Below are 21,218 nucleotides of genomic sequence, written 5' to 3' on the forward strand. Positions count from 1 at the left end.
CGAAACATGACCCCTTCTGAATACCAGAATCCTATCTTATGCGCCGATTATTCCGACCCGGATATCGTGCGCGTAGGCGATGATTTCTTTATGGTCTCTTCCAGTTTTAACCATATGCCCGCTTTACCGATCCTGCATTCAACGGACCTGGTTAATTGGACTATCATCAACCACGTTATGGATGAACTGCCGCTACCTGGTTATGACCGGTATCAGCCGGGTAAGGGCGTATGGGCGCCGTCGATTCGCTGGCATGATGGCAAGCTGTGGGTCTGCTTCAGCACGCCAGATGAAGGTATTTTTATCTGCCATACCGAGGATCCATGGGGGGAATGGAGCGCTCCGCACTGCCTGCGCGAGGCCAGAGGTTGGATAGATCCCTGCCCGTTCTGGGACGACAATGGTCAGGCCTGGTTGGTACATGCCTTCGCCCATAGCCGCAGCGGCATCAAGCATAAATTGCAGTTGTTTGCGATGGCGCCGGACGCCAGCGAATTGCTGGGCGAAGGGCAGATTATCTATGACGGCTGCTGCGATTTACCTACCCTTGAGGGGCCAAAGGTTTATCAACGCGCCGGTTGGTACTACATCTTTGCTCCTGCGGGCGGGGTTGAAAATGGCTGGCAGACGGTACTGCGCGCGCGACAGATGACGGGGCCTTGGGAAGCCAAAAACGTGCTTTTCCAGGGAAACACGTCGATAAATGGACCACATCAGGGCGGCTGGGTGGAGGGTGAGAAGGGCGAATGCTGGTTTGTTCATTTCCAGGACTTACATCTCTATGGCCGCGTGGTTCACCTCCAGCCGATGTACTGGGGTAACGATGGCTGGCCGCGTATCGGTGAGCAGATTGGCAACTGCGGCGTCGGACAGCCGGTTTTACGTTGGCCGCGTCCTAAAGGGTTAACGCCTTCACCGGCATTGGCGCCGCAAACCAGCGACTATTTTGCGCAAGGCCAACCGGGTATACAGTGGCAGTGGCAGGCTAACCCCAGCCCTGAGTGGCTGTTGCCGGCGGAAGGCGAACTTCGATTACGCTGCGTCCCATTATCCGAAGTCGATGGACAGAGAGCGTTATACTGGGCGCCGCAGCTGTTGCTGCAGAAATTTCCGGCGCTAACTTTTAGCGCGAAAACAAGCGTAACGTTATATGCCGCTCAGGACGGTGATGCCGGAGGCCTGATCGTATACGGCGAACGCTACGCCGCTTTGCTGGTGGAGTTTGGGCAAGGGAGTTACCGGCTCGTGTGGCGACACGGTTGGATGAGCGATGCGGGCGTAGTGCGCGAAACTCGTCAGGTTCTTGCTGAGCTTAAGTGCGGCAAGTGTCAGCTGCAGGTTGCCGTAGGCGAAGGCGGCCTGTGTCAATTTTCCTGGCGAGCCGAGGAGGAGTGGCGGAAGGTTCCTCTTTGTTTTGCTGCCGGGAAGGGAAAATGGGTCGGTGCGAAATTTGGCCTGCTGGCTGCTTCAATGGTTGGCCTACAAAGCGAGGGCTACTCCGCTTTGCAGGACTTTGAGGTCATACTTTAAAGAAACCGTTTCTGGCCGCCTGCAGATGACGCGGGCGGCTGATGTTGCATAAGCGTTACCCTGTTGCGATATAATGGCGGCCGTTTATGTTAACTGACAGGATCTTATGGAACGCTTTCTGGAAAATGCTATGTACGCCTCGCGCTGGCTGCTGGCGCCGGTTTATTTTGGCCTCTCGCTCGGTCTGATTGCGCTGACCATCAAATTTTTTCAGGAGATCTTCCACATACTGCCGCATATTTTTAGCGTCAGTGAGTCGGATATGATTCTGACCCTGCTGTCGCTGGTGGATATGACCCTGGTGGGCGGTTTGCTGGTGATGGTGATGTTCTCTGGATATGAAAATTTTGTCTCGCAGCTGGATATTAACGAGGGTAAAGAAAAACTCAGTTGGCTGGGCAAAATGGACGCGACTTCGCTGAAAAATAAGGTTGCCGCCTCCATCGTGGCGATCTCCTCTATTCACCTGCTGCGGGTGTTTATGGATGCGAAAAACGTCCCGGACAATAAGCTGATGTGGTACGTGATTATCCACCTGACCTTCGTGCTGTCGGCCTTTGTGATGGGCTACCTCGATCGTCTGACCAAAGTGAAACACTAATCCCTTCTCTCCCGGCGGTGGCAGCTGCCGGGCTTTTTTCTCCCCGTTTCTGCTTTACTGCGCTGGCGTATGTCCGGGCTTCTGCTTTGCTTAAAAGGCGATAAACAATGGAGGCAGGGTGATGACGCGATTAACGGCCAAAGATTTCCCGCAGCAGCTGCTCGAGTATTATGACTACTATGCCCACGGTAAAATCAGCAAACGCGAGTTTCTCCAGCTGGCGGGGAAATATGCCGTCGGCGGGATGACCGCGCTGGCGCTGTTTAATCTGCTGAAGCCCGACTATGCCCTGGCAGAGCAGGTACCGTTCACCGACCCGGATATCCGCCCGGAGTATATTCATTATCCCTCTCCTGACGGCCACGGCGAAGTGCGGGCTTACCTGGTGACGCCGACGAAAATAGCCGACAAAGCGCCCGCCGTGGTGGTGGTGCATGAGAACCGCGGCCTGAATCCCTATATTGAAGACGTCGCCCGGCGGGTAGCGAAAGCGGGGTATATCGCGCTGGCGCCGGATGGTCTGAGCTCCGTCGGCGGCTATCCGGGGAATGATGATGAAGGCCGCGCGCTGCAGCAGAAAGTCGATCCCGTGAAGCTGATGAATGACTTTTTCGCCGCGGTCGCGTTTATGGCGAAGCATCCGCAGGCGACGGGGAAGGTCGGTATCACCGGTTTTTGTTACGGCGGCGGCGTCAGCAACGCGGCGGCGGTCGCCATTCCGGAGCTGGCCTGCGCGGTGCCGTTTTACGGCCGCCAGCCGCCGCTGAAGGAGGTCGATAAAATTCAAGCGCCGCTGCTGTTGCACTATGCCGGCCTCGATAGCGGCATTAATGAAGGCTGGCCTGCCTATGAACAGGCGTTGAAGGAACACCATAAAGTCTACGAGGCCTATCTCTATCAGGGCGTGAATCACGGCTTTCATAATGATTCCACGCCGCGCTACGATCGGGCTGCGGCGGATCTGGCCTGGCAACGCACGCTGGCATGGTTTGATAAGTATTTACGCTAACGCAAACGTCATAAATAGCGCTACCGCTCGCTCAAAAAAACGCTATATAATTTATTATATAACGATTGGGAGAGCTTGATGGAAAATCATTTTGGCAAAGGCTTAATGGCGGGGCTACAGGCATCCTATGCTGATACCGCCGCGCATGCGGCGAATTTTTGCGCCGACTATAAACGCGGGTTTGTGCTTGGTTACTCGCACCGCATGTTTGAAAAAACCGGCGACCGCCAGCTCAGCGCGTGGGAGGCGGGGATCCTGACCCGTCGCTATGGCCTTGACAGAGATATGGTGATGGACTTCTTCAAAGAGAGTGGTTCCTCGACCGCGATGCGCTACTTTATGGCGGGCTATCGGCTGGAAAGCTAACAACCGGAGGCGGTTGCCTCCGGTGGGTCAGCGCGTTACGCCTGGCGCTTATCTTCCGTTTGGGTGTCAAAGTCGCGGGCGTCGTGGCGCTCATGCAGCTGCTCATTGAGCGGGCCGTTGGTGCGGTTCACGATGCGTCCCCGCTTGACCGCCGGGCGGTTGCCCACATCCTGCGCCCAGCGCAGCACGTTTTTATAGCTCCTGGCGTCGAGAAACTCCGCTGCGTTATAGACATTGCCCAGCACGACGTTGCCATACCACGGCCAGACAGCCATATCGGCGATGGTGTACTCCTCGCCGGCTACATAGCGACCGCGGGCGAGCTGTTTGTCCAGCACGTCGAGCTGGCGTTTGGCTTCCATCGTAAAGCGGTCGATTGCGTACTCGATCTTCACCGGCGCATAGTTATAGAAGTGGCCGAAGCCGCCGCCGAGGAACGGCGCGGCGCCCTGCAGCCAGAACAGCCAGTTAAGGGTTTCAGTGCGGCCGGCGGGATCCTTCGGCAGGAAGAAACCAAATTTTTCCGCCAGGTAGAGAAGGATGTTGCCGGACTCGAATACCCGGGTCGGCGGCGTGGTGGAGTGATCGCTCAGCGCCGGGATCTTCGAGTTCGGGTTGATCTCGACAAAGCCGCTGGAAAACTGATCCCCTTCGCCAATGCGTATCAGCCAGGCGTCGTACTCCGCGCCGCTGACGCCTAACGCCAGCAGCTCCTCCAGCATGATCGTCACCTTCTGGCCGTTGGGCGTGCCGAGTGAGTATAGCTGGAGCGGATGGGTTCCCACCGGCAGGACGCGTTCATGCGTCGCGCCGGAAACGGGACGGTTGATGTTGGCGAACGCGCCGCCGCTGTTTTGCTTCCATTCCCACACTTTTGGTGGCTGGTAGTTTTGCTCTGACATGCTGGTTTGCCTTTTTCGTGGATGTACAAAAAGTGTAGCAGGTGATCTCAGGCCATAATCCGCGCGGCCCACATGCTGACATCATCGCCGCTGCCCAGATCCGGCTGCACCAGGCCATTGACCATAAAGGTCGGCGAGACATGGATGCCGTTCTGGCGGGCATATTTACTGTGCCATTTGATCACGTCCTGCAACTCCGGGCGGGCAAAGGCGGCCCCCAGCAGCACGTGACTGTAGCGCTCAATGCGTTCAATGATTTGCTGCGGGGTGGCGTTCATGTTCGGCCCGCTGCAGTGATCGGTAAACTCAAACTCTTCCCGATGGTCTGCCACGGCCTGCATCACCTTATGCGCCTGCTCTCTGCCATGCGGCAGGGTGGACGCGGCGAGGATGCAGCGGACAATCACCCCGGAGAACAGATGCCACGGCTGCGATTGCAGCCGTATCTTGATGGTGACGTTATCGGCGCCGACCTCATCGAGCAGATCGTCGAGTTTATTAAACGCGCGGACAGAGTAGGGGCAGGTGGGCTCAAGGAACACCTCAAACGTCCGCGGGCCGTGTCCCCAGACCAGCGGTTGGGCATTCAGATGCGAGGGTGTGCTCATTGTCGACTCCTGATGTTGCGTTGTTTTTTGTTATATCACCGATAACGATATCACTTCTGCTTCCGGCTGCAGGGTTATTTTCCTTAACGGCACGATTAGCGAAACGAATGAGTGGTATCATCGTTACACCTCTGTCTGGTAAGTGCCTGCGGCAGGATAAGAAGAGGGAGTTTTGTTTCGCCAACTGCCCGGGCTGCATTAATTTGAGGTCAGGCTAAATGAGCAAAGGATCGACAAGCAGTGACGCCCCGTTTGGGACATTGTTAGGCTACGCGCCCGGCGGCGTGGCAATTTATTCATCGAATTACAGTAGCTTAAATCCACAGGATTATCCGGATGACGCGACGTTTCGCAGCTACATCGGCAATGAGTATATGGGGCATAAATGGCAGTGCGTGGAGTTTGCGCGCCGCTTTCTGTTCCTGACCTACGGGTTTGTCTTTACCGATGTGGGGATGGCCTATGAAATCTTCTCCCTGCGCTTTCTGCGCGAAGTGGTCAATGACAACATTCTCCCGCTTCAGGCCTTCGCCAACGGCTCCCGTCGTCCGCCGATCGCTGGTTCGCTGCTGATCTGGCAGAAGGGCGGCGAGTTCAAGCACACCGGCCATGTCGCGGTGATCACCCAGCTTGTCGGCAATAAGGTGCGTATCGCCGAGCAGAACGTCATTCACTCGCCGCTGCCGCAGGGCCAGCAGTGGACCCGCGAGCTGACCCTCGAGGTCAACGCCGGCCGGTACACCATCAAAGATACCTTTGCCGATACCGAAATTTTAGGCTGGATGATCCAGACCGCCGATACCGAACACAGCTTGCCGCAGCCGGTACTGCCGGGTGAGGCGATGGCGATCAAGGGCGCGCGGCTGCCGAACAACGGCCAGTTCCGCGGCAAATGGCTGAACGAGAAAGATCCGCTGCAGAAAGCCTACGTGGCGGCCAACGGCCATTTTATCAATCAGGATCCTTATCAGTATTTCACTATCAGCGAAAGCGCCGAACAGGAGCTGATTAAAGCCACCAACGAGCTGCACCTGATGTATCTGCACGCCACCGATAAGGTGATGAAGGATGATAACCTGCTGGCGCTGTTCGATATCCCGAAAATCCTCTGGCCGCGTTTGCGTCTCTCCTGGCAGCGCCGGCGTCATCATATGATCACTGGGCGCATGGATTTTTGCATGGACGAGCGCGGGCTGAAGGTATACGAGTACAATGCCGACTCCGCCTCCTGCCATACCGAAGGCGGGCTGATCCTCGAGCAGTGGTTGAAGCAGGGCTACTATGGCACTGGTCACAATCCGGCGGAAGGTCTGCTCGATGAACTGGCGGGAGCGTGGAAACACAGCCGGGCGCGGCCTTTCGTGCACATCATGCAGGACAAGGATCTGGAAGAGAATTACCACGCGAAGTTTATCCAGCGTTCGCTGACCCAGGCCGGTTTCGAGAGCAAAATTCTCTTTGGCCTCGATGAACTGCGCTGGGATGCGGCCGGCCAGCTGATCGACGCCGACGGGCGGCTGGTCAACTGCGTCTGGAAAACCTGGGCATGGGAAACCGCCATTGAGCAGGTGCGCGAAGTCAGCGCCGAGGAGTACGCGGCGGTACCGATTCGTACCGGGCATCCACAGAATGAGGTGCGACTGATTGACGTCCTGCTGCGTCCTGAAGTATTGGTATTCGAACCCCTGTGGACGGTAATCCCGGGCAACAAAGCGATCCTGCCGGTGCTGTGGTCGCTGTTCCCGCATCATCGCTATCTGCTGGATACCGATTTTGTGGTTAACGACGAGCTGGCGAAAACCGGCTATGCCGTGAAGCCCATTTCCGGGCGCTGCGGGAACAATATCGACCTGATCGGCCCTCAGGATGAGGTTCTGGATAAGACCAGCGGCCAGTTTGTCGATCGCAAGAATATCTACCAGCAGCTGTGGTGCCTGCCGAAAGTGGATGGCAAGTATATCCAGGTGTGCACCTTTACCGTCGGCGGTAACTACGGCGGTACCTGCCTGCGCGGCGATTCGTCGCTGGTGGTGAAAAAAGAGAGCGACATAGAGCCGCTGATCGTATTGAAAGACAAAGCGTGACGTGCTGACCCCGGATAGCGGCTCCTGCCCTGTCCGGGGAGAGCGCAGAGACACGAACAAGGATAGCCCGGACTGGTAAGCGCCGCCGGGGAACACCTGCAACAAAGCCAAGATAATTAACACAACAACAAGACAGAAAAGGAAAATAGTATGCACGATCGGCGTCTCGCCGCCCGCGCGGGTGAACTCAAGCCCTCCGCCGTCCGCGAACTTCTCAAGCACAGTAAACTGCCGGGCGTGATCTCGCTTGGCGGCGGCATTCCGGCCCCGGAACTGTTTGATACCGAAGGCCTGGAGCTGGCGGTGCAGAAGGTGATGAGCGAGCGTTTTCATGACGCATTTCAGTACGGTCTGACGGAAGGCTACCCGCCGCTGCGTCAGGCGGTGAGTGAAATCTGCCACTCCCGTGGCGTGACCTGTTCAGCCGCTCAGGTCTATATCACCTCCGGCTCCCAGCAATCGCTGGATATCGTTGCCCGCACGCTGCTCGATCCAGGCGATACTATCGTCGTTGAGCGACCCACCTATCTGGCGGCGCTGCAGGTGTTTCAGCTGGCGCAGGCCAATATTCTCAGCGTCGATACCGATGATGATGGGATGCTGGTGGAGCAGTTGGCCGACCTGCTGGAGACCACCCGCGTCAAAGCCGTCTACCTGGTGCCGACGTTCGGCAACCCCGGCGGTAAAACGCTGAGTGAGGCGCGTCGTCGCCGGCTGGTCGAGCTAGCGAAAAAATATGACTTCGTCATTCTGGAAGACGATCCCTACGGTGAAATTAGCTTTACTGACGCCGTGCGACGTCCGCTCTATCAGCACGCTGTTGAGCTGGGCTGTGAAGATCAAGTGGTTTACACCTCGACGTTTTCAAAGATCCTCGCGCCGGGGATGCGTATCGGCTGGATCGTCATGCCGGACTGGCTGGCGCAGCAGACGGTGATTGTGAAGCAGGCGGCGGATCTGCATACCAATATGCTGTCGCAGGTGATCACCGCGGAATACCTCAGTCTGAACCGGCTGGATAACCAGATTGCGTTGATTCGCGAAGACTATCGCAAGAAGTGCGTGGCGCTGGCCGACGCGCTGGAGAGTCGCCTTGGCGAGCATCTGGAATTCAGCCGCCCGCAGGGGGGGATGTTCCTGTGGGCGCGTTTCCGCTATCCGTTCGATACCATGGAATGGATGAAGAAAACGCTGGAAAACGGCGTGGTATACGTTCCGGGGGAAGCGTTTTATCACGATAATCCGGATACCCGTACCCTGCGTCTTTCCTACTCAACGGTGTCGGAAGCCGGGCTGCTGACCGCCGTTGAGCGGCTGGCGGCCTCCCTGTAACGGTCCTGCTGTGCGCCGCTTAGCGGCGGCGCATCCTCTTCGCTTCAATAGCGAGAGGGAGTGACGCTAGCGTTCAGCGCTGGGGTCACTCCGTATCGACGATGCGATCATCCAGCCAGACCAACATCAGCGCTGCGAGAAAAGCCACCGCAAAGGTACCAATAAACAACCACATAGATGTCCCTCACGGGTTAATTATTTTGCTGATTTTACCGGAGAACGATCGTTTCGGTCGGAGATGGAGATTTTTGTCCCAGCCGAATGGCTGGCGAGAGAGAAAAAGTCATCGGCATCAATATCGAAGTTAAGAATAATTTCCCTGTATTCCCCACCGTTAATTAACGCTTTGGCTTCTTTAACACTACTGGCAATAATGACAGGCATCAGTTTTATCTCATTTTGAAAACTGAGAAGCAAAATAAGAGTTAGTTCGTACCAGATCAACTACTTTTTATCGTATACGACTGCAGAAAAAAACGTCCTCCTGTGGCTCGGTGATAGAGGAGGATTTTGTGACAGCGATCGGCTCGTCAACAGCGGGATCTTATCGGGCGCTGTGACGGGCTGCGGTTTCGCCAGCCCGCCGGGATTATTTACCCTGCTGTTTTGCTCGTAATATCTCGCCACAGCGCTGCTGGTCCTGACGCAGCGCCTGCTATTCCTGCGGGCTGAGCTGATGCCAGGTGTCCAGCATCCGCTGCCCCAGCGCCGGCAGGTAATGTGCTTTATGCAGCGCGTAGTCAGAATTCCCCCCCTCGACGATGTTTTGCATATCGTGGAGGAACTGGCGGCTGTCGTCATGATCGATCACGCAAAATACCGCCCGGTAGTAAGCTTCGTCTTCCTCGGTGTAATGCGGAGTGAACCACCAGACCAGCAGCACGGTAAGCGCCAGCAGCGGGATAATAAAGAGTAATTTTTTCAACATCAGTTTTTCGGCCGGAGACAATCAGCCGTCAGTGTACCTGCAACGACGGCCTGATGTAAGCGCCGGCCCCGGCGGGCCGGCACTGGCTAGTAGCCGACCGGGTAGATGCGGCCGGTTTGCACCCCTTCAATGCTGCGGCGATAGGCCTGTGCTACGGCGGCGGCGGGAACGCTGGCAAAGCCAGGGAAAAAGTCGCCGTAGGCCGCCAGCGACTCGCTGAGCACGGTGGGGCTGATGAGATTGATGCGGATCCCGCGCGGCAGTTCGCAGGCGGCGGCCCGCACAAAGCCTTCCAGACCGGCGTTGACCGTCGTGGCATTGACGCCCTGAGCAATCGGCTCCTGCGCGACAATGCCGCTGACCAGGGTAATCGACCCGCCGTCGCCCAGGAAATGCTGGCCGACCAGCGCCAGGCGAATTTGCCCCAGCAGTTTGTCCTGCAGACCGAGGTTGAACTGGCTGTCGGTCATGGTGCTTAACGGCCCAAAGTGTAGATTACCGGTGGTGGAGACGATGGCGTCTACTTCGCCGGTCTGCGCAAACAGCGCCTCGACGCTCTCCTGCGAGGTGATATCCACCTGATAATCCCCCCGGGTGCGGCCGACGCGGATAACGTCATGTCTCTGGCTCAGTTCTTCGCTGACCGCGCGACCAATGGTGCCGCTGGCACCGACAACGATAATTTTCATGGCAGACTCCTGATGAGGTGAGAGGCTATTCTTTAATAAAACGGATATCGGATAAACTGGCTAAAAGTTAGAACATTACTAACCAGAGGTTAGCAATATGGATAAGCTGCGAGGGATGGAGACGTTTATTGCCGTGGTGGAGTGCGGCAGCTTTACCGGGGCGGCGTCGCGCCTGGGGCTGTCGGCGGTGATGGTCGGGAAATATATCGCCCAGCTGGAAACCCAGCTGGCGACGCGCCTGCTGGAGCGTAACACCCGACGCCAGAGCCTCACCGACGCCGGGCGGGTCTATTTTGACGAAGCGAAACGGGTGATGGAGCAGGTCTCCATCGCCGAAAGCGCCGTTGAGCGGCTGCGGCTGGCGCCCGCCGGCACCCTGCGGGTGAGCGCGCCCACCTCGTTCGGCGCCAGCGTGATCGCGCCCCTGACCGCCACCTTTCTGCAGGCCTGGCCAGCGGTCCGGGTGGAACTGGATCTGACCAACCGGATGGTCGATCTGGTGGATGAGGGGTTCGACCTGGCGATCCGCATTGGCGAGATCCATCAGGAGGATCTGGTGGCCCGCTATCTGGCGCCCTATCGGATGGTGATCTGCGCTGCACCGGCTTATCTGGTGCGTTACGGAACGCCAGGGAGGCCGGAAGATCTCGCCGATCATCTCTGTCTGTCCCATACGGTTTGGACCGCCCGCAACGAGTGGCGGCTGCCGGGCATGGAGGGGGAAGTGCGCTGGAAGCGCGATGCGGTTTTGCGCTGTAACGATGGCTATGCGCTGCGCCAGGCGGCGATCGCCGGGGCTGGGCTGCTGATGCAGCCGGAGGTGCTGCTGGCCGATGCGCTGGCCAGCGGCAGCCTGGTGCGGGTGCTGGAGGCGTGGACCCCACAGCCGCGGCCCGTGCATCTGCTCTGGCGCCAGGATCGCCGGCCCCTGCCGAAGCTGACGCAGTTTATCGCCCACCTTCAGCAGGGAATGCCTGACGCGCTGGCGACGACCTGCGCGTCGGAATAATCACTCCTCCCGAAGCGCCTGCTGCCAGTCGGCAATCAGATCGTGAGGATCTTCGATCCCGACCGACAGGCGGATCAGCTGCGGCGTGATGCCGTTCGCCAGGCGCTTCTCCAGCGGGATCGAGGCATGGGTCATGCTGAAGGGCTGGCTCACCAGGCTCTCGACGCCGCCCAGACTCTCCGCAAGGGTGAACCAGCGCAGCTTGCTGATGATGCGTTCGGCGTAACCGTCATCGCCTTTCACCACTACCGAAATCATGCCGCCGGGCAGGGCCATTTGCCGGCGCGCCAGCTGATGGTGCGGGTGCGAGGCCAGCCAGGGGAACCAGACTCGCTCTACCTCCGGCTGCTGTTCCAGCCATTCGGCGAGCTGCAGCGCGTTCGCGCTATGACGCTCCATCCGCAGCGCCAGGGTGCGGATGCCGCGCAGCGTCAGGAAGCTGCTGAACGGGTCGAGCACGCCGCCTACCGCATTCTGCAGATAGCCAAGCTTCTCCGCGAGCGCGGCGTTATCGCCGACCACCGCCAGGCCGGCGACGACATCGGAATGGCCATTGAGGTACTTAGTCGCGGAGTGGACCACAATATCAAACCCGTGCTCCAGCGGGCGATGGATCGCCGGCGAGGCGAAAGTGTTATCGGCGACGCTGATCAGGTTATGGCGGCGCGCGATAGCGGCGATAGCGCTGAGATCCGCCAGCTTCAGCAGCGGGTTGGTGGGCGTTTCCACCCAGATCATGCGCGTATCGGGGCGGATCGCCGCTTCAATTCCCGCCAGGTCGTCGGGTTTCACCCAGCTCACCTGCAGACCAGCGCTACGGCGGCGTACGTTTTCCAGCAGGCGGTAAGTGCCGCCATACACATCATCGACCGCCACCAGGTGACTGTCCTTATCCAGCAGCTCCAGCACGGTGGCGATGGCGGCCAGCCCGGAGGCGAACGCGTAGCCGCGCGTACCGTTTTCCAGGTCGGCGATCGCCGTCTCCAGCGCATGGCGGGTAGGATTCCCGCTGCGGGAATATTCATAGCCGGTATGCTGCCCCGGCGCCGGCTGAGCGAAAGTGGAGGTGGCATAAATAGGCGGCATCACTGCGCCGTGGCTGTCGGTGAAGGTTCCGCTATGTACGCTCAGGGTGTGGATAGATGACATAAAAAATTCCTTATTGTGCTACTCGGTTACGCCAGGCGGTCAGTACATCGCTGCGGGTGACCAGGCCAAGAAAACGCGCGTTGTCAGCGATCACCGCCACCAGACCGCGATCGAGAATGGCCTGCAGTTCGCTCTCTGGCGCACGCTTATCGAGAGTTTCAACATGGCGGCTCATCGCTTCGCTGACCGGCAGGGAGAAGCGTTGGCGATCGCCCTGTACGTGGCGGATCAAATCCCACTCATCGACGATGCCGACCACGCGGCCATCCTCCAGAACCGGCAGCTGGGAGATGTCATACAGCCGCATGCGGGTAAAGACCGCGGCCAGGGTGTCGTCCGGCGCGGCCGTGACGGTAGCGCCTTCGTCATGGCGCAGGGCGATAAAATCACTGAGATCGCCCTGTTCGGGGCGGGCGATCAGCCCTTGCTGGCGCATCCAGTCGTCGTTGAACATTTTTGACAGGTATTTATTGCCGCTGTCGCAGGCGAAGGTCACCACCCGCTTCGGACGGCTTTGCGCCCGGCAGTAGCGCAGCGCGGCGCTGAGCAGGGTGCCGGTGGAGGATCCGGCCAGCACACCCTCGACCTGCAGCAGCTGGCGCGCGGTGTGGAACGCTTCGCGGTCGCTGACGCGATAGGCGGTATGCACCCCCTCCAGCCTGGCCAGCGGCGGGATGAAATCTTCTCCAATCCCTTCGACCAGCCAGGATCCCGTTTCGCCGTAGCGTCCGGTATCAACCTGATCGGCAAGGATCGAGCCCGCCGGATCGGCGAGGATAAATTCCGTTTTCGGCGAGTGTTCTGCAAACCAGGCCTGAAGCCCGCCCAGCGTGCCGCCAGAGCCAACGCCGACGACGATGGCGTCGATGTCGCCCTCCAGCTGCTGGAAAAGTTCTGGCGCGGTGGAGGTCGCGTGCGCCAGCGGATTAGCGTCGTTGTTAAACTGGTCGATATAAAAAGCCCCCGGCGTTTCATCGGCAAGGCGGCGGGCATAATCCTGGTAATAGGCCGGGTGACCTTTATTGACGTCGGAACGGGTGAGCAGCACCGTCGCGCCCAGCGCCCGCAGGTGAAAGATTTTCTCGCGGCTCATTTTGTCCGGCACCACCAGGATCAGGCGGTAATTTTTCTGCGCCGCGATCAGCGCCAGGCCGAGGCCGGTATTGCCGGCAGTGGCTTCAATAATTGTCCCGCTGGGCGCCAGTTTGCCCTGGCGCTCGGCTTCGTTAATCATCGACAGCGCAACCCGATCTTTAATTGATCCGCCCGGGTTCTGATTTTCCAGTTTTAAAAACAGACTGCAGGGCCCGGTATCCAGTTTGTGCAACTGGAGCAGGGGAGTATGACCGATCAGGTCGCTCACGGAATGAAACAGTGACATAACCATTTACCCACTCGTTTAAGATATTTTTGCATGGTAGGTCTGTGAAATCGGTAATTTAAAGAACATTTCTCTGTCATTTAGCGCAAAATGGAATATAAGATGCTGTTCAGCCATCCAGAGGGAAAGCAGGGTAGCCGCCTGGGCGGATCGATTGCCAGAAAAGGGCGTTTTTAGCCGCTTTTAACGACAGAATGGCGATTTGAATCAGCGGGTTATCTGATATTTGAAAATGTATTTGCGAAAAGATTCTATGGGGAGAGGCGGTCTGCGCTGGCCGTTAAGTGGCAGCTGGCTCACCAGGAGAAAAGTGCAGCAGAGAATCACGTGTTAGCGTTGTTCGATGAAGAGTCCGGCTACAGAAACGCAAAAACCCGCCTTGTGGGCGGGTTCTTTAAATAGTGGTGCCCGGACTCGGACTAACGCCGCAGGCGTTGAACAGCGCGCGTGTCGCGCTGGCCCCGAAGGGGTGAGCCGCTGTGCGGCGAATAATCGAACGCAGTTCGATGGAGAGTCCGGCTACAGAAAAGCAAAAACCCAGCCATAGGCTGGGTTCTTTAAATAGTGGTGCCCGGACTCGGAATCGAACCAAGGATTCATTGCCACGACAATGAAATCACCGAATAACAGTAAGTTACCTTTACGCTTCGATTCCGAATGTACCACTGTTTTGTACCAGCAATCAAGGTTGCGTTAGACACAATTACTGATAACGTGGTCTGCTAACTTGTCATGTTCAGCAATCATTTTATCCATCAAGTCTCGTTGGTTTTTGGCCCATCTTCCTGCCGTGAGAACTAAGTTTGTTGGACGTACAGTCTGAAGATACTTCAGAGGAACACTTTGTATGATGCTGTCAGGTGCCATGACGTTCATATCTTCAACCTTTGCAACAGGTTCTTTAGTAACGAAGTCAGGTACAGCATTATAAGAACCAATAGTACGTAAGCTTGGGATCAAGTTGTTTTCAACAGCATCACTAATTACATTTCTGTGGGCTAAATCCGCTCCAACTTCAGCCGAGACACTAGATCCCTGAGGTTTTCTCATGTCGAAACCATTGAAAACCCATCCGGCAAACTTTGGTTTACCTTTTGTTGGTAAAAGACTGTCCGCCGCGTTTCCACTAAGATAGCGTGAAGTACCTTGATCCCAGTCGGTTGCAAACTTAGGTAACATTTCACCAATCAAGCCAATGCAATACGCTGAGAACATATCTGCAGTACAAGGAACAATAAAGTAATCGGAACAGTAGAGGGCTGAACGAACCAATGTATTGAAAGATGGCGGTAAATCAATCAGTACATAATCATAATTGATGTCGGTTGCTTGCTCTGCTGCCTGTGAAATCAGATGAGGCATCAAGAAACGATAGATGCTTGTACCTGCAATCAGATCGGTACCAACATTGAGTGTGTCTGAAAGGTTGTTAAGCCAAAAATCCCCTGCAACGATATCAAATTGTCCTGAGCCTTGCGGCATGGGGTATTTGGGATGGCTGATAATAACTTCTGGTTTTCTATTTTGCTGAATGTAAGGCTGCCCGAATGCTCGTATGGTCTGTCCAAAAGGTACTTGGGCATTTTTTTCTAAAAGCCGAGCAAAGTTCTCATCACCCAAAGTGGCTATTGAAAGGTTGCACTGCGGATCAAAGTCAATCAGTAGAACGGATTTGCCTTTGGCTGCCAAGGCAACGCTAAGGTTCCACGTAAGTGTAGTTTTACCCACGCCGCCTTTGTTATTAAAAAGAGATAAAGTAACCATAACGTACTGTTGCCCCTAATTTTATCGTTTAGGGAATCACTTTAGCATAAGCTCTTACCCGTGGAAGGGCATATCAACCGAATTCCTCTTTGAAATACGACCGTAATCAAAGAGGAGTCAGATTCATGCTGTGGTCAGATGATCACATCACGCTGCAGGAATACTCGCCACTTCCCCCACTGATCATTTTGAGTGTGAATTTTTTATCCGCTGTATAGTCGATGTTGAACGCAATGCCCAGACTGGAAAATGTCAGACTATTAACCCCCTTATCATCCTCTGCTCCCATGAAGAACTTAGCCCGCCGCGTTCCGTTTGGGGTAGACAAGTCAGCCCAACCAACTTGTTCCTGTTGCTTGAGCGTTATGTCCACAGTGGTGTTGTTTTCGCATGAGAGCTTTACATATACGTTGTTGCCGGCTGTTGCGGTGGTGGAGCTGCTTACGAGCAGTATGGCGATTAAGCCGATTGTTTTTCTCATTGAATAATTCCTTTTGATTGCTGTTTAGTTGTCAGATTGATTACGCACAATCCTGTAAATGCTGGTGATGCCGATCCCTAACTGGCGGGATATTTCGGGTTTGCTCAATCCTTGGCCTAGCATCTCGATAACTTCCTGCGATTTGCTGCGAGCGGTAGCCTTCCTGCCTTTGTACTTACCTTTAAGTTTCGCCAGTGCGATGCCCTCAGCCTGACGCTCAAGCATCATTTCACGTTCAAATGTGGCGATAGCTCCAATCATGGTTAGCATTAGCTTTCCGGTCGGAGTTGCCGTATTGATACCGATATTGAGGATATTTAATGCTACGCCTTTGCTTTGAAGATATTCAGATACCTCTAACAGATGGCGGGTGTTACGGGCCAGTCTGTCCAGTTTCGTGACCTGGACGGTGTCACCTTCCCGGACAAACTCCAGCATCGCCTGTAGCTCTGGACGGTCATCCTTCGCTCCGCTGATTTTTTCCCTGAAAATCTTCTCGCAGCCGGACAGGGCTTCGAGCTGTGTATCCAGACTTTGCCCTGTGGTGGACACGCGGGCGTAGCCGACTGTAGCCATGTGGACTCCTTACCCTGCCAATAGACCATGCTAGGATGCAAAGACCTGCCAAAATGCCAAACCAACCTTGTGACAGGGGCGAGAGTGGCATTTCACCGTTGTAGCGATGGCAGATCTTTAGGGCATGGGCTATTGGTATGGGTCTAGCGGTAGTAGGGGATTAGAGGAAATCTTCTTCTGAGGCGTAGCGTGCTGTCATTCCCCGGAAGAAGACGGTTGCAAAGGTCGTCAGAGCCATTATCAGGGCTTCAACAAGTAAGGATTTCCAGTTCATAGCCAGCCCCTTTCGCCAAGCTGTAAAGCCAGATAGCTCGCGGTGTCCTGCGGTGATGCCAGTGTGTCGGTACGGTAGAGCCGTTGAGTGAGGATTTCGCGGGCCTGATTAATGATTTCATCATGCATGATTCAGCCTCCTGTGGTGATCTGCATATTTCTTGTACCTGCGGAGCGAAGAATCTTGGAAAGGCGGCTTGGACGAGCGGCTTTGGATGCCTGCCAGACGATCTGTACGGGCCTGTGAGCTGCGTTCAGGAGTGATTCATGCCCTTGAGTGCATAAAGGTCGGGAGAGGCCTACAGGGCGTCTGGTAACTTCTGACGTGAAAAGAACTTTTGGGTGAGTGGAGGGGGCAAAATCATTAAGCTGTCGCTCAGTTCGATGTATGGATATGACGGAAACTTTGCACTTTTGGGAAATGCGAGTTTGTATTGATAGCTTAAGGATAATTATCTGTAGGATACTATGAGTAAGATGAATTTGAGTAATAAAAATGATAAAACCATATAAAACTATATAAGTGTCTTGGGGTTCGGTTACAAAGGTTACAACGTTTCGACGGGTAGAAAAGCCTAATCCCTTAGGCTTTTGATGTAACTTTTGATGTAATTTTTCTGTTTATATGCCGTATGACCTCAATTTTGCACGCTGGAAGTATATGTCCCTGCGTTTATCAAAGGGGATTGTCAGCCTGTCCAGCAGTTTACCCATCTCACTTAGAGGCTGCCGTGGGCTTTTTAGCAGGAAACTGCATTCGTTATGGGCTGCATCATAGGCTTTTCGGGCTGACTCGCTGCCTATCTTTAGCGTGGAGTCTGAAAGGCTGATACAGGCCATTCGCAGGCAGTGGGCATAGCAATCCTCCAGACTGACGAACCGCTTTAGCTGGCGGACCGCTTCCAGCCAGGTTTCCTGCTCTTCATGTCGGACCCTGATTAGCTTTATATCGGGCCGATTTTTCCGTAACCACCGATCCCGTCGCTTATCATTGAGCTGATAACGTGTCGTTCTGTGAGCCTTCTCGTCAAATTCAATGGTGAACTGGCGTTTAGCAGTTTCCCCTTTTGCCATATCGGTGTACCACTGCTCTGTGAGGAGGAAATCCACTCTGTAGGGGCCGACCTGCTTTTGCCGTTCAAGCTCATAGCTTATGAATCGTGGTTGTTGCCTTAGTTCGACGATCAAATGGTGTAATCTGACGGCAAATTGCCCCTCAAGACGGCTTTCACCGGGCCTCACCGGGAGTATCAGACCAGAATTTTGTTCAATGGCATCAATGAGAAGCCCATTCTGGCTGGAGTGGACGCTGTAAGTCAGCAGGGCAAGGGCGTCACCAGCAGAAAGCCAGCCGTTTTTGTCGGGAATGTCACCATCAATCAGGCCCGATGTGCAGCACGACAGGACGTTGTCGGGGGCCCTGAGCAATCTGGTATGTGTCCGCTGTATCCACTGCGTAAATCTGGCTGCCTGAGGCGTCACTTTCCGCAAGAAAGCAATAGAAATCTGGGGGACCCCGTCTACGGTCCGCCAGTCTGAGTCAGGAATTCTTAACATATTGATAATCTCCAGTTAGTTACTGTGCCTTATACCGCTGAAAGTCAGTTTTCCAGCCGCTTTAGCTCCAGTCTGGGGATCCTCTCAATGAGTACCCGGCTTGTTTCAATCAGATAGCTGCCATAACGCCGTGGAACGGAGCCGGGGACATGTCCGAGAATGTTGTTCTGCGTGTCTTCGCGGACGTCCAGAGCACGGCATTGCGTAATGAAATAGTGACGGAAGCTGTGTGAGGGCTTAACTTCCTTACGGATGCCGTGCTTACGGATCAACCGCCCCCACCAGCGGCCATAGTTGTAGGCGTATTTATCGTTAACGACAGATTTCTCAGCAAAGAGCTGGACTTCTCTGGTATTGACGAAATCCATAAAACCCAGCTCCAGTATATGGCTGTGTATCGGGACGTAACGCACGGAGCCAGCCGTTTTGACTGATTGCTCTTTCCCCATCTGGATTTTGAAGCAGGGAACACCGAAAGCATCCACGATATCGGCCCTGCGTAGCTGTCCGATTTCCTCAACGCGAGCACCGGTATAGTAAAGGATTATCGGCATCCAGTAGGCCATTTCGCCATAGAGAGATTGCTCCCCGTGGAACAGTGGTAGCCGGAACATCACCCTGATTTCGTCGTCGGTGAACGGGATATCCTCATTGATCGTCTGCACTTTTTTACGCATTTTGAAACTATCGAAGGGATGTTCATCCACGAGATCGTCTTGGAGTGCAACAGTGAACATGGCCGAGAGGTGCATGAAGTTGTTTCGCACGGTGTTGGCGCTGAGTTTCTTGCCCTGAGCTTTGGCCTGATTCTCCAGCGACAGCAAGTTGACGGCCTTACTGCGGTTAGCCGGGGTCAGCTCCAGGAGCGTACGGAACGCCGCGAGGTCACTCTTCGAGATGTCCCGGATGGGTTTATCACCGATGAATTTGATGAATCGGTTAGCCGATGGTGTGTAATCCCGTATACGTGACTCAGCTCTGTCCTTGTCGGTTAGCCGGATATGTGCTTTGTAATGCTCGAAAAGACTGGCGAAAGTCATGCTTTTCTTTTGTTGCGTGGCGTTGATGGCGGTGTAGACAGGTAGTTCATCAATAATATACATTTCTGCCGTACTGAGCCTGTACTCCGCCAGACGCCATGCGAGCTTTTGTCTCCATGCGGGCGTCAGTACTGCTGGCGTCCACCGAAGAGCCTCTTCGAGTTCAGACTGCATAAGTTGGGTGACAAGCTGGAAATCTGCCTCGTCTGCCTGCTCTCCCTTACGCAGACATTTGCTTAATTGCACGTTATCTGCGGTCAGGCCATAACCATAATCGTATTGCCGTACATAACGTGCTTTGATGGTTTCTGGCTGCTGGAGGATTCTGGTCATCCATACCGAAGCGATCACCTCTGTATCGTCCTGCGTTACGGAGCGCTCTGCTTTGGCGTTCTGGATGATAGAGTTGATTTCTGCCAGAGCGGCAGGGGCTTTGAGCTTGGCTTGTCCGAGGTCTTTCGTCTTAAGGGAAAGCTTTAGTTCACCTTTGCCAATAGTTGGACGTAGCTCCTGTGGAACCGCTTTACGGATGTAATAGGTGCCATTTCGGTCTTTGGTAGGCTTTATCATAATGCCCATTTTGTACCACCTTTCTGTACCACCGGGAAGCGGGGCCGGAGGAAATTAAAAAGAGGTAACTACCGATAAACCAACAACTTGTTGACTCAGAAAGCAAAAACCCCCGCCGAAGCGAGGGTTATAAATGAGTGGTGCCCGGACTCGGAATCGAACCAAGGACACGGGGATTTTCAATCCCCTGCTCTACCGACTGAGCTATCCGGGCAACGGGGCGCATTAAACCGTAATCGCCGCGCCTCGTCAACGAAATTTATCTGTTTTGCAGCAGACTGAACAATCTATCACCACATTGCGCTAAAAGCACGCGTCTTCAGGCAAAAAACAGCGTCCAGGCCGCTGAGATCGGCATCGCCAGCACCAGCGCAGGCAGCATATTCACCACGGCAAACATTTTTATTCCGCAGATGCGCAGCCCGGTGGCCACCAGCAGCATACCGCCGACGGCGCTGAAATCCGCCAGCATCATCGGCGTGGTGAGCGGCATAATGATCGCCGCGCAGGCCGCGAGGGTCAGCTGGATAAGTAGCATCGGTACGCTGATGGCGGCGACGGCAATGCCCAGGGTACAAGCGAAAATGGTGGCGGTGAAAAAATCGAGAAACGCTTTGGCAATCAGAATGCTGGCGTCGCCGGTCATCCCTTCGCGCATGGCGCCGAAGACGCCGGTGCCGCTGGCGCAGAACAGGACGATAATCGCCACATAGCTCTGAATATAGGAGTCATGAGCCGAGGCTTTTTTCTTACCCTTCGGCGTCAGCAACTGCTGGAGCTGACTGACCAGCGTATTAATCCCTTTTTCCATATTACAAATTTCGCCGAGCAGCGTTCCCACCAGGGTCGACAGCACCATCACCGGCAGATTGGCGCATTTGATCACCAGTAAAATGCCGATGCCTAATGACGCCAGACCAAAAATTGAGGTCATGGATGTGCGGATCCGTTCCGGCAACCGCTGGCTGAGTAAGGCGCCTAACACGCCGCCGACCAGCACCGCGCTGGCATTAATAAAAGGTCCTGTAACCACGCTGACTCCTGTTAAATATCCCTGATAACCGAATGATTATGACGTTAACCCGCCGTGAAAGCTTGTGTATCCGTGATATAAGTGCATACGGTTTTCATCTTGCGCCTGTCGGGGAAAGGTGCCATGATTGCGCGAATTTTCTCCTCCCTGATATGAGGCCGCCGATGACGACACTGCCATTACCTCGCCAGCGACGCCGCGCACAGATGCGTGGGCTGCCTCATCTTGCTACGCTTACCCCTCTGTTCACCATGCGGTGAAGGACACGTATGCTCACTGTAGGGCAACAGTAAGATCGGACGCGTCTGCTTTTACTGATGTCCGGCGGTCGGAGCT

General features: G+C 55.3%; 21 protein-coding genes, 1 tRNA gene and 1 pseudogene. 9 read left to right on the forward strand and 14 right to left on the reverse strand.

Going from position 1 to position 21,218, the window contains the following annotated elements; genetic code table 11:
• The first annotated feature begins 6 nt into the window (after nucleotides 1-6).
• The 4 genes from GT756_RS12860 (at nucleotide 7) to GT756_RS12875 (ending at nucleotide 3,506) form a co-directional block, all read left to right on the forward strand.
• Nucleotides 7-1,530 carry a glycoside hydrolase 43 family protein gene (locus GT756_RS12860; protein WP_023319155.1) on the forward strand — a complete coding sequence of 508 codons (1,524 nt, stop codon included), beginning with the start codon at nucleotides 7-9 and terminating at the stop codon, nucleotides 1,528-1,530.
• 106 nt (nucleotides 1,531-1,636) lie between these two features.
• On the forward strand, nucleotides 1,637-2,131 hold the full coding sequence (locus GT756_RS12865; protein ID WP_004105804.1) for a TIGR00645 family protein: 495 nt from the start codon (nucleotides 1,637-1,639) through the stop codon (nucleotides 2,129-2,131).
• Between the two features lie 121 nt (nucleotides 2,132-2,252).
• Nucleotides 2,253-3,140 (forward strand): YghX family hydrolase, encoded by an 888-nt coding sequence (yghX, locus tag GT756_RS12870; RefSeq protein WP_043520944.1) that lies wholly within the window; start codon nucleotides 2,253-2,255, stop codon nucleotides 3,138-3,140.
• A gap of 78 nt (nucleotides 3,141-3,218) precedes the next feature.
• Nucleotides 3,219-3,506, forward strand: coding sequence for a DUF2623 family protein (locus GT756_RS12875; protein ID WP_004205207.1), 288 nt, complete (start codon nucleotides 3,219-3,221; stop codon nucleotides 3,504-3,506).
• A gap of 35 nt (nucleotides 3,507-3,541) precedes the next feature.
• Here the strand turns inward: GT756_RS12875 and yghU are convergent, their stop codons facing one another.
• On the reverse strand, nucleotides 3,542-4,408 hold the full coding sequence (gene yghU, locus GT756_RS12880; protein ID WP_064150885.1) for a glutathione-dependent disulfide-bond oxidoreductase: 867 nt from the start codon (nucleotides 4,406-4,408) through the stop codon (nucleotides 3,542-3,544).
• Between the two features lie 47 nt (nucleotides 4,409-4,455).
• Nucleotides 4,456-5,016 (reverse strand): thioredoxin domain-containing protein, encoded by a 561-nt coding sequence (locus tag GT756_RS12885; RefSeq protein WP_053809954.1) that lies wholly within the window; start codon nucleotides 5,014-5,016, stop codon nucleotides 4,456-4,458.
• A 34-nt stretch (nucleotides 5,017-5,050) separates the two neighbouring features.
• Between GT756_RS12885 and GT756_RS25895 the strand changes: the two genes are divergently transcribed.
• The 3 genes from GT756_RS25895 (at nucleotide 5,051) to GT756_RS12895 (ending at nucleotide 8,432) form a co-directional block, all read left to right on the forward strand.
• Nucleotides 5,051-5,158, forward strand: a complete 108-nt coding sequence (locus tag GT756_RS25895) for a hypothetical protein (protein ID WP_032426103.1) — start codon at nucleotides 5,051-5,053, stop codon at nucleotides 5,156-5,158.
• Nucleotides 5,159-5,234: 76 nt separating this feature from the next.
• On the forward strand, nucleotides 5,235-7,100 hold the full coding sequence (gene gss, locus GT756_RS12890) for a bifunctional glutathionylspermidine amidase/synthase (protein ID WP_017899757.1): 1,866 nt from the start codon (nucleotides 5,235-5,237) through the stop codon (nucleotides 7,098-7,100).
• A 150-nt stretch (nucleotides 7,101-7,250) separates the two neighbouring features.
• Entirely contained in the window at nucleotides 7,251-8,432 is a 1,182-nt protein-coding gene (locus tag GT756_RS12895; protein ID WP_004205205.1) for a PLP-dependent aminotransferase family protein, read from the forward strand.
• A 195-nt stretch (nucleotides 8,433-8,627) separates the two neighbouring features.
• On the opposite strand, the gene GT756_RS12900 is transcribed toward GT756_RS12895, so the two are convergent.
• The 3 genes and pseudogenes from GT756_RS12900 to GT756_RS12910 all read right to left on the reverse strand — a co-directional run bounded on the left by GT756_RS12900 (nucleotide 8,628) and on the right by GT756_RS12910 (nucleotide 10,049).
• Nucleotides 8,628-8,816: a hypothetical protein gene (locus tag GT756_RS12900; RefSeq protein ID WP_004205204.1), complete on the reverse strand. Its 189-nt coding sequence runs from the start codon at nucleotides 8,814-8,816 to the stop codon at nucleotides 8,628-8,630.
• Between the two features lie 205 nt (nucleotides 8,817-9,021).
• Nucleotides 9,022-9,360, reverse strand: a pseudogene (locus GT756_RS12905) (hypothetical protein).
• A gap of 86 nt (nucleotides 9,361-9,446) precedes the next feature.
• A complete protein-coding gene (locus GT756_RS12910; protein ID WP_122542570.1) occupies nucleotides 9,447-10,049 on the reverse strand; it encodes a short chain dehydrogenase in 603 nt (200 codons plus the stop codon).
• A gap of 97 nt (nucleotides 10,050-10,146) precedes the next feature.
• On the opposite strand from GT756_RS12910, the gene GT756_RS12915 reads away from it, so the two are divergent.
• Nucleotides 10,147-11,058, forward strand: a complete 912-nt coding sequence (locus GT756_RS12915; protein WP_160124834.1) for a LysR family transcriptional regulator — start codon at nucleotides 10,147-10,149, stop codon at nucleotides 11,056-11,058.
• Here the strand turns inward: GT756_RS12915 and GT756_RS12920 are convergent, their stop codons facing one another.
• From GT756_RS12920 to GT756_RS26335, 6 genes are all read right to left on the reverse strand, one after another.
• Complete coding sequence (locus GT756_RS12920; protein ID WP_004205199.1) at nucleotides 11,059-12,207, reverse strand: PLP-dependent aspartate aminotransferase family protein; 1,149 nt, start codon at nucleotides 12,205-12,207, stop codon at nucleotides 11,059-11,061.
• A gap of 10 nt (nucleotides 12,208-12,217) precedes the next feature.
• Entirely contained in the window at nucleotides 12,218-13,594 is a 1,377-nt protein-coding gene (locus tag GT756_RS12925; RefSeq protein ID WP_174562440.1) for a pyridoxal-phosphate dependent enzyme, read from the reverse strand.
• 687 nt (nucleotides 13,595-14,281) lie between these two features.
• A complete protein-coding gene (locus GT756_RS12935; protein WP_064114673.1) occupies nucleotides 14,282-15,352 on the reverse strand; it encodes a ParA family protein in 1,071 nt (356 codons plus the stop codon).
• A gap of 142 nt (nucleotides 15,353-15,494) precedes the next feature.
• Nucleotides 15,495-15,833: a hypothetical protein gene (locus tag GT756_RS12940; protein ID WP_029497291.1), complete on the reverse strand. Its 339-nt coding sequence runs from the start codon at nucleotides 15,831-15,833 to the stop codon at nucleotides 15,495-15,497.
• A 24-nt stretch (nucleotides 15,834-15,857) separates the two neighbouring features.
• Nucleotides 15,858-16,409, reverse strand: coding sequence for a recombinase family protein (locus tag GT756_RS12945; protein ID WP_064114672.1), 552 nt, complete (start codon nucleotides 16,407-16,409; stop codon nucleotides 15,858-15,860).
• Nucleotides 16,410-16,679: 270 nt separating this feature from the next.
• On the reverse strand, nucleotides 16,680-16,811 hold the full coding sequence (locus GT756_RS26335) for a hypothetical protein (protein WP_255662108.1): 132 nt from the start codon (nucleotides 16,809-16,811) through the stop codon (nucleotides 16,680-16,682).
• Between the two features lie 742 nt (nucleotides 16,812-17,553).
• On the opposite strand from GT756_RS26335, the gene GT756_RS26375 reads away from it, so the two are divergent.
• A complete protein-coding gene (locus tag GT756_RS26375; protein ID WP_077265630.1) occupies nucleotides 17,554-17,682 on the forward strand; it encodes a hypothetical protein in 129 nt (42 codons plus the stop codon).
• A 601-nt stretch (nucleotides 17,683-18,283) separates the two neighbouring features.
• On the opposite strand, the gene GT756_RS12955 is transcribed toward GT756_RS26375, so the two are convergent.
• The 3 genes from GT756_RS12955 to GT756_RS12965 form a co-directional block, all read right to left on the reverse strand.
• Nucleotides 18,284-19,858 (reverse strand): site-specific integrase, encoded by a 1,575-nt coding sequence (locus GT756_RS12955; RefSeq protein ID WP_064114670.1) that lies wholly within the window; start codon nucleotides 19,856-19,858, stop codon nucleotides 18,284-18,286.
• 129 nt (nucleotides 19,859-19,987) lie between these two features.
• Nucleotides 19,988-20,063, reverse strand: a tRNA-Phe gene (locus GT756_RS12960).
• 105 nt (nucleotides 20,064-20,168) lie between these two features.
• Nucleotides 20,169-20,882: a DUF554 domain-containing protein gene (locus GT756_RS12965; RefSeq protein ID WP_004205197.1), complete on the reverse strand. Its 714-nt coding sequence runs from the start codon at nucleotides 20,880-20,882 to the stop codon at nucleotides 20,169-20,171.
• Nucleotides 20,883-21,218: the final 336 nt, after the last annotated feature.

Source organism: Klebsiella sp. Q2, from assembly GCF_009900705.1.
Classification (GTDB): domain Bacteria; phylum Pseudomonadota; class Gammaproteobacteria; order Enterobacterales; family Enterobacteriaceae; genus Klebsiella; species Klebsiella quasipneumoniae.

Excerpts from the sequence above, each read along its gene's own strand:
- GT756_RS12860 (WP_023319155.1), top strand. The coding sequence starts at position 7 with ATGACCCCTTCTGAATACCAGAATCCTATCTTATGCGCCGATTATTCC.
- GT756_RS12865 (WP_004105804.1), top strand. The coding sequence starts at position 1,637 with ATGGAACGCTTTCTGGAAAATGCTATGTACGCCTCGCGCTGGCTGCTG.
- yghX (WP_043520944.1), top strand. The coding sequence starts at position 2,253 with ATGACGCGATTAACGGCCAAAGATTTCCCGCAGCAGCTGCTCGAGTAT.
- GT756_RS12875 (WP_004205207.1), top strand. The coding sequence starts at position 3,219 with ATGGAAAATCATTTTGGCAAAGGCTTAATGGCGGGGCTACAGGCATCC.
- yghU (WP_064150885.1), bottom strand. The coding sequence starts at position 4,408 with ATGTCAGAGCAAAACTACCAGCCACCAAAAGTGTGGGAATGGAAGCAA.
- GT756_RS12885 (WP_053809954.1), bottom strand. The coding sequence starts at position 5,016 with ATGAGCACACCCTCGCATCTGAATGCCCAACCGCTGGTCTGGGGACAC.
- gss (WP_017899757.1), top strand. The coding sequence starts at position 5,235 with ATGAGCAAAGGATCGACAAGCAGTGACGCCCCGTTTGGGACATTGTTA.
- GT756_RS12895 (WP_004205205.1), top strand. The coding sequence starts at position 7,251 with ATGCACGATCGGCGTCTCGCCGCCCGCGCGGGTGAACTCAAGCCCTCC.
- GT756_RS12900 (WP_004205204.1), bottom strand. The coding sequence starts at position 8,816 with ATGCCTGTCATTATTGCCAGTAGTGTTAAAGAAGCCAAAGCGTTAATT.
- GT756_RS12910 (WP_122542570.1), bottom strand. The coding sequence starts at position 10,049 with ATGAAAATTATCGTTGTCGGTGCCAGCGGCACCATTGGTCGCGCGGTC.
- GT756_RS12915 (WP_160124834.1), top strand. The coding sequence starts at position 10,147 with ATGGATAAGCTGCGAGGGATGGAGACGTTTATTGCCGTGGTGGAGTGC.
- GT756_RS12920 (WP_004205199.1), bottom strand. The coding sequence starts at position 12,207 with ATGTCATCTATCCACACCCTGAGCGTACATAGCGGAACCTTCACCGAC.
- GT756_RS12925 (WP_174562440.1), bottom strand. The coding sequence starts at position 13,594 with ATGGTTATGTCACTGTTTCATTCCGTGAGCGACCTGATCGGTCATACT.
- GT756_RS12935 (WP_064114673.1), bottom strand. The coding sequence starts at position 15,352 with ATGGTTACTTTATCTCTTTTTAATAACAAAGGCGGCGTGGGTAAAACT.
- GT756_RS12940 (WP_029497291.1), bottom strand. The coding sequence starts at position 15,833 with ATGAGAAAAACAATCGGCTTAATCGCCATACTGCTCGTAAGCAGCTCC.
- GT756_RS12945 (WP_064114672.1), bottom strand. The coding sequence starts at position 16,409 with ATGGCTACAGTCGGCTACGCCCGCGTGTCCACCACAGGGCAAAGTCTG.
- GT756_RS26335 (WP_255662108.1), bottom strand. The coding sequence starts at position 16,811 with ATGCATGATGAAATCATTAATCAGGCCCGCGAAATCCTCACTCAACGG.
- GT756_RS12955 (WP_064114670.1), bottom strand. The coding sequence starts at position 19,858 with ATGGGCATTATGATAAAGCCTACCAAAGACCGAAATGGCACCTATTAC.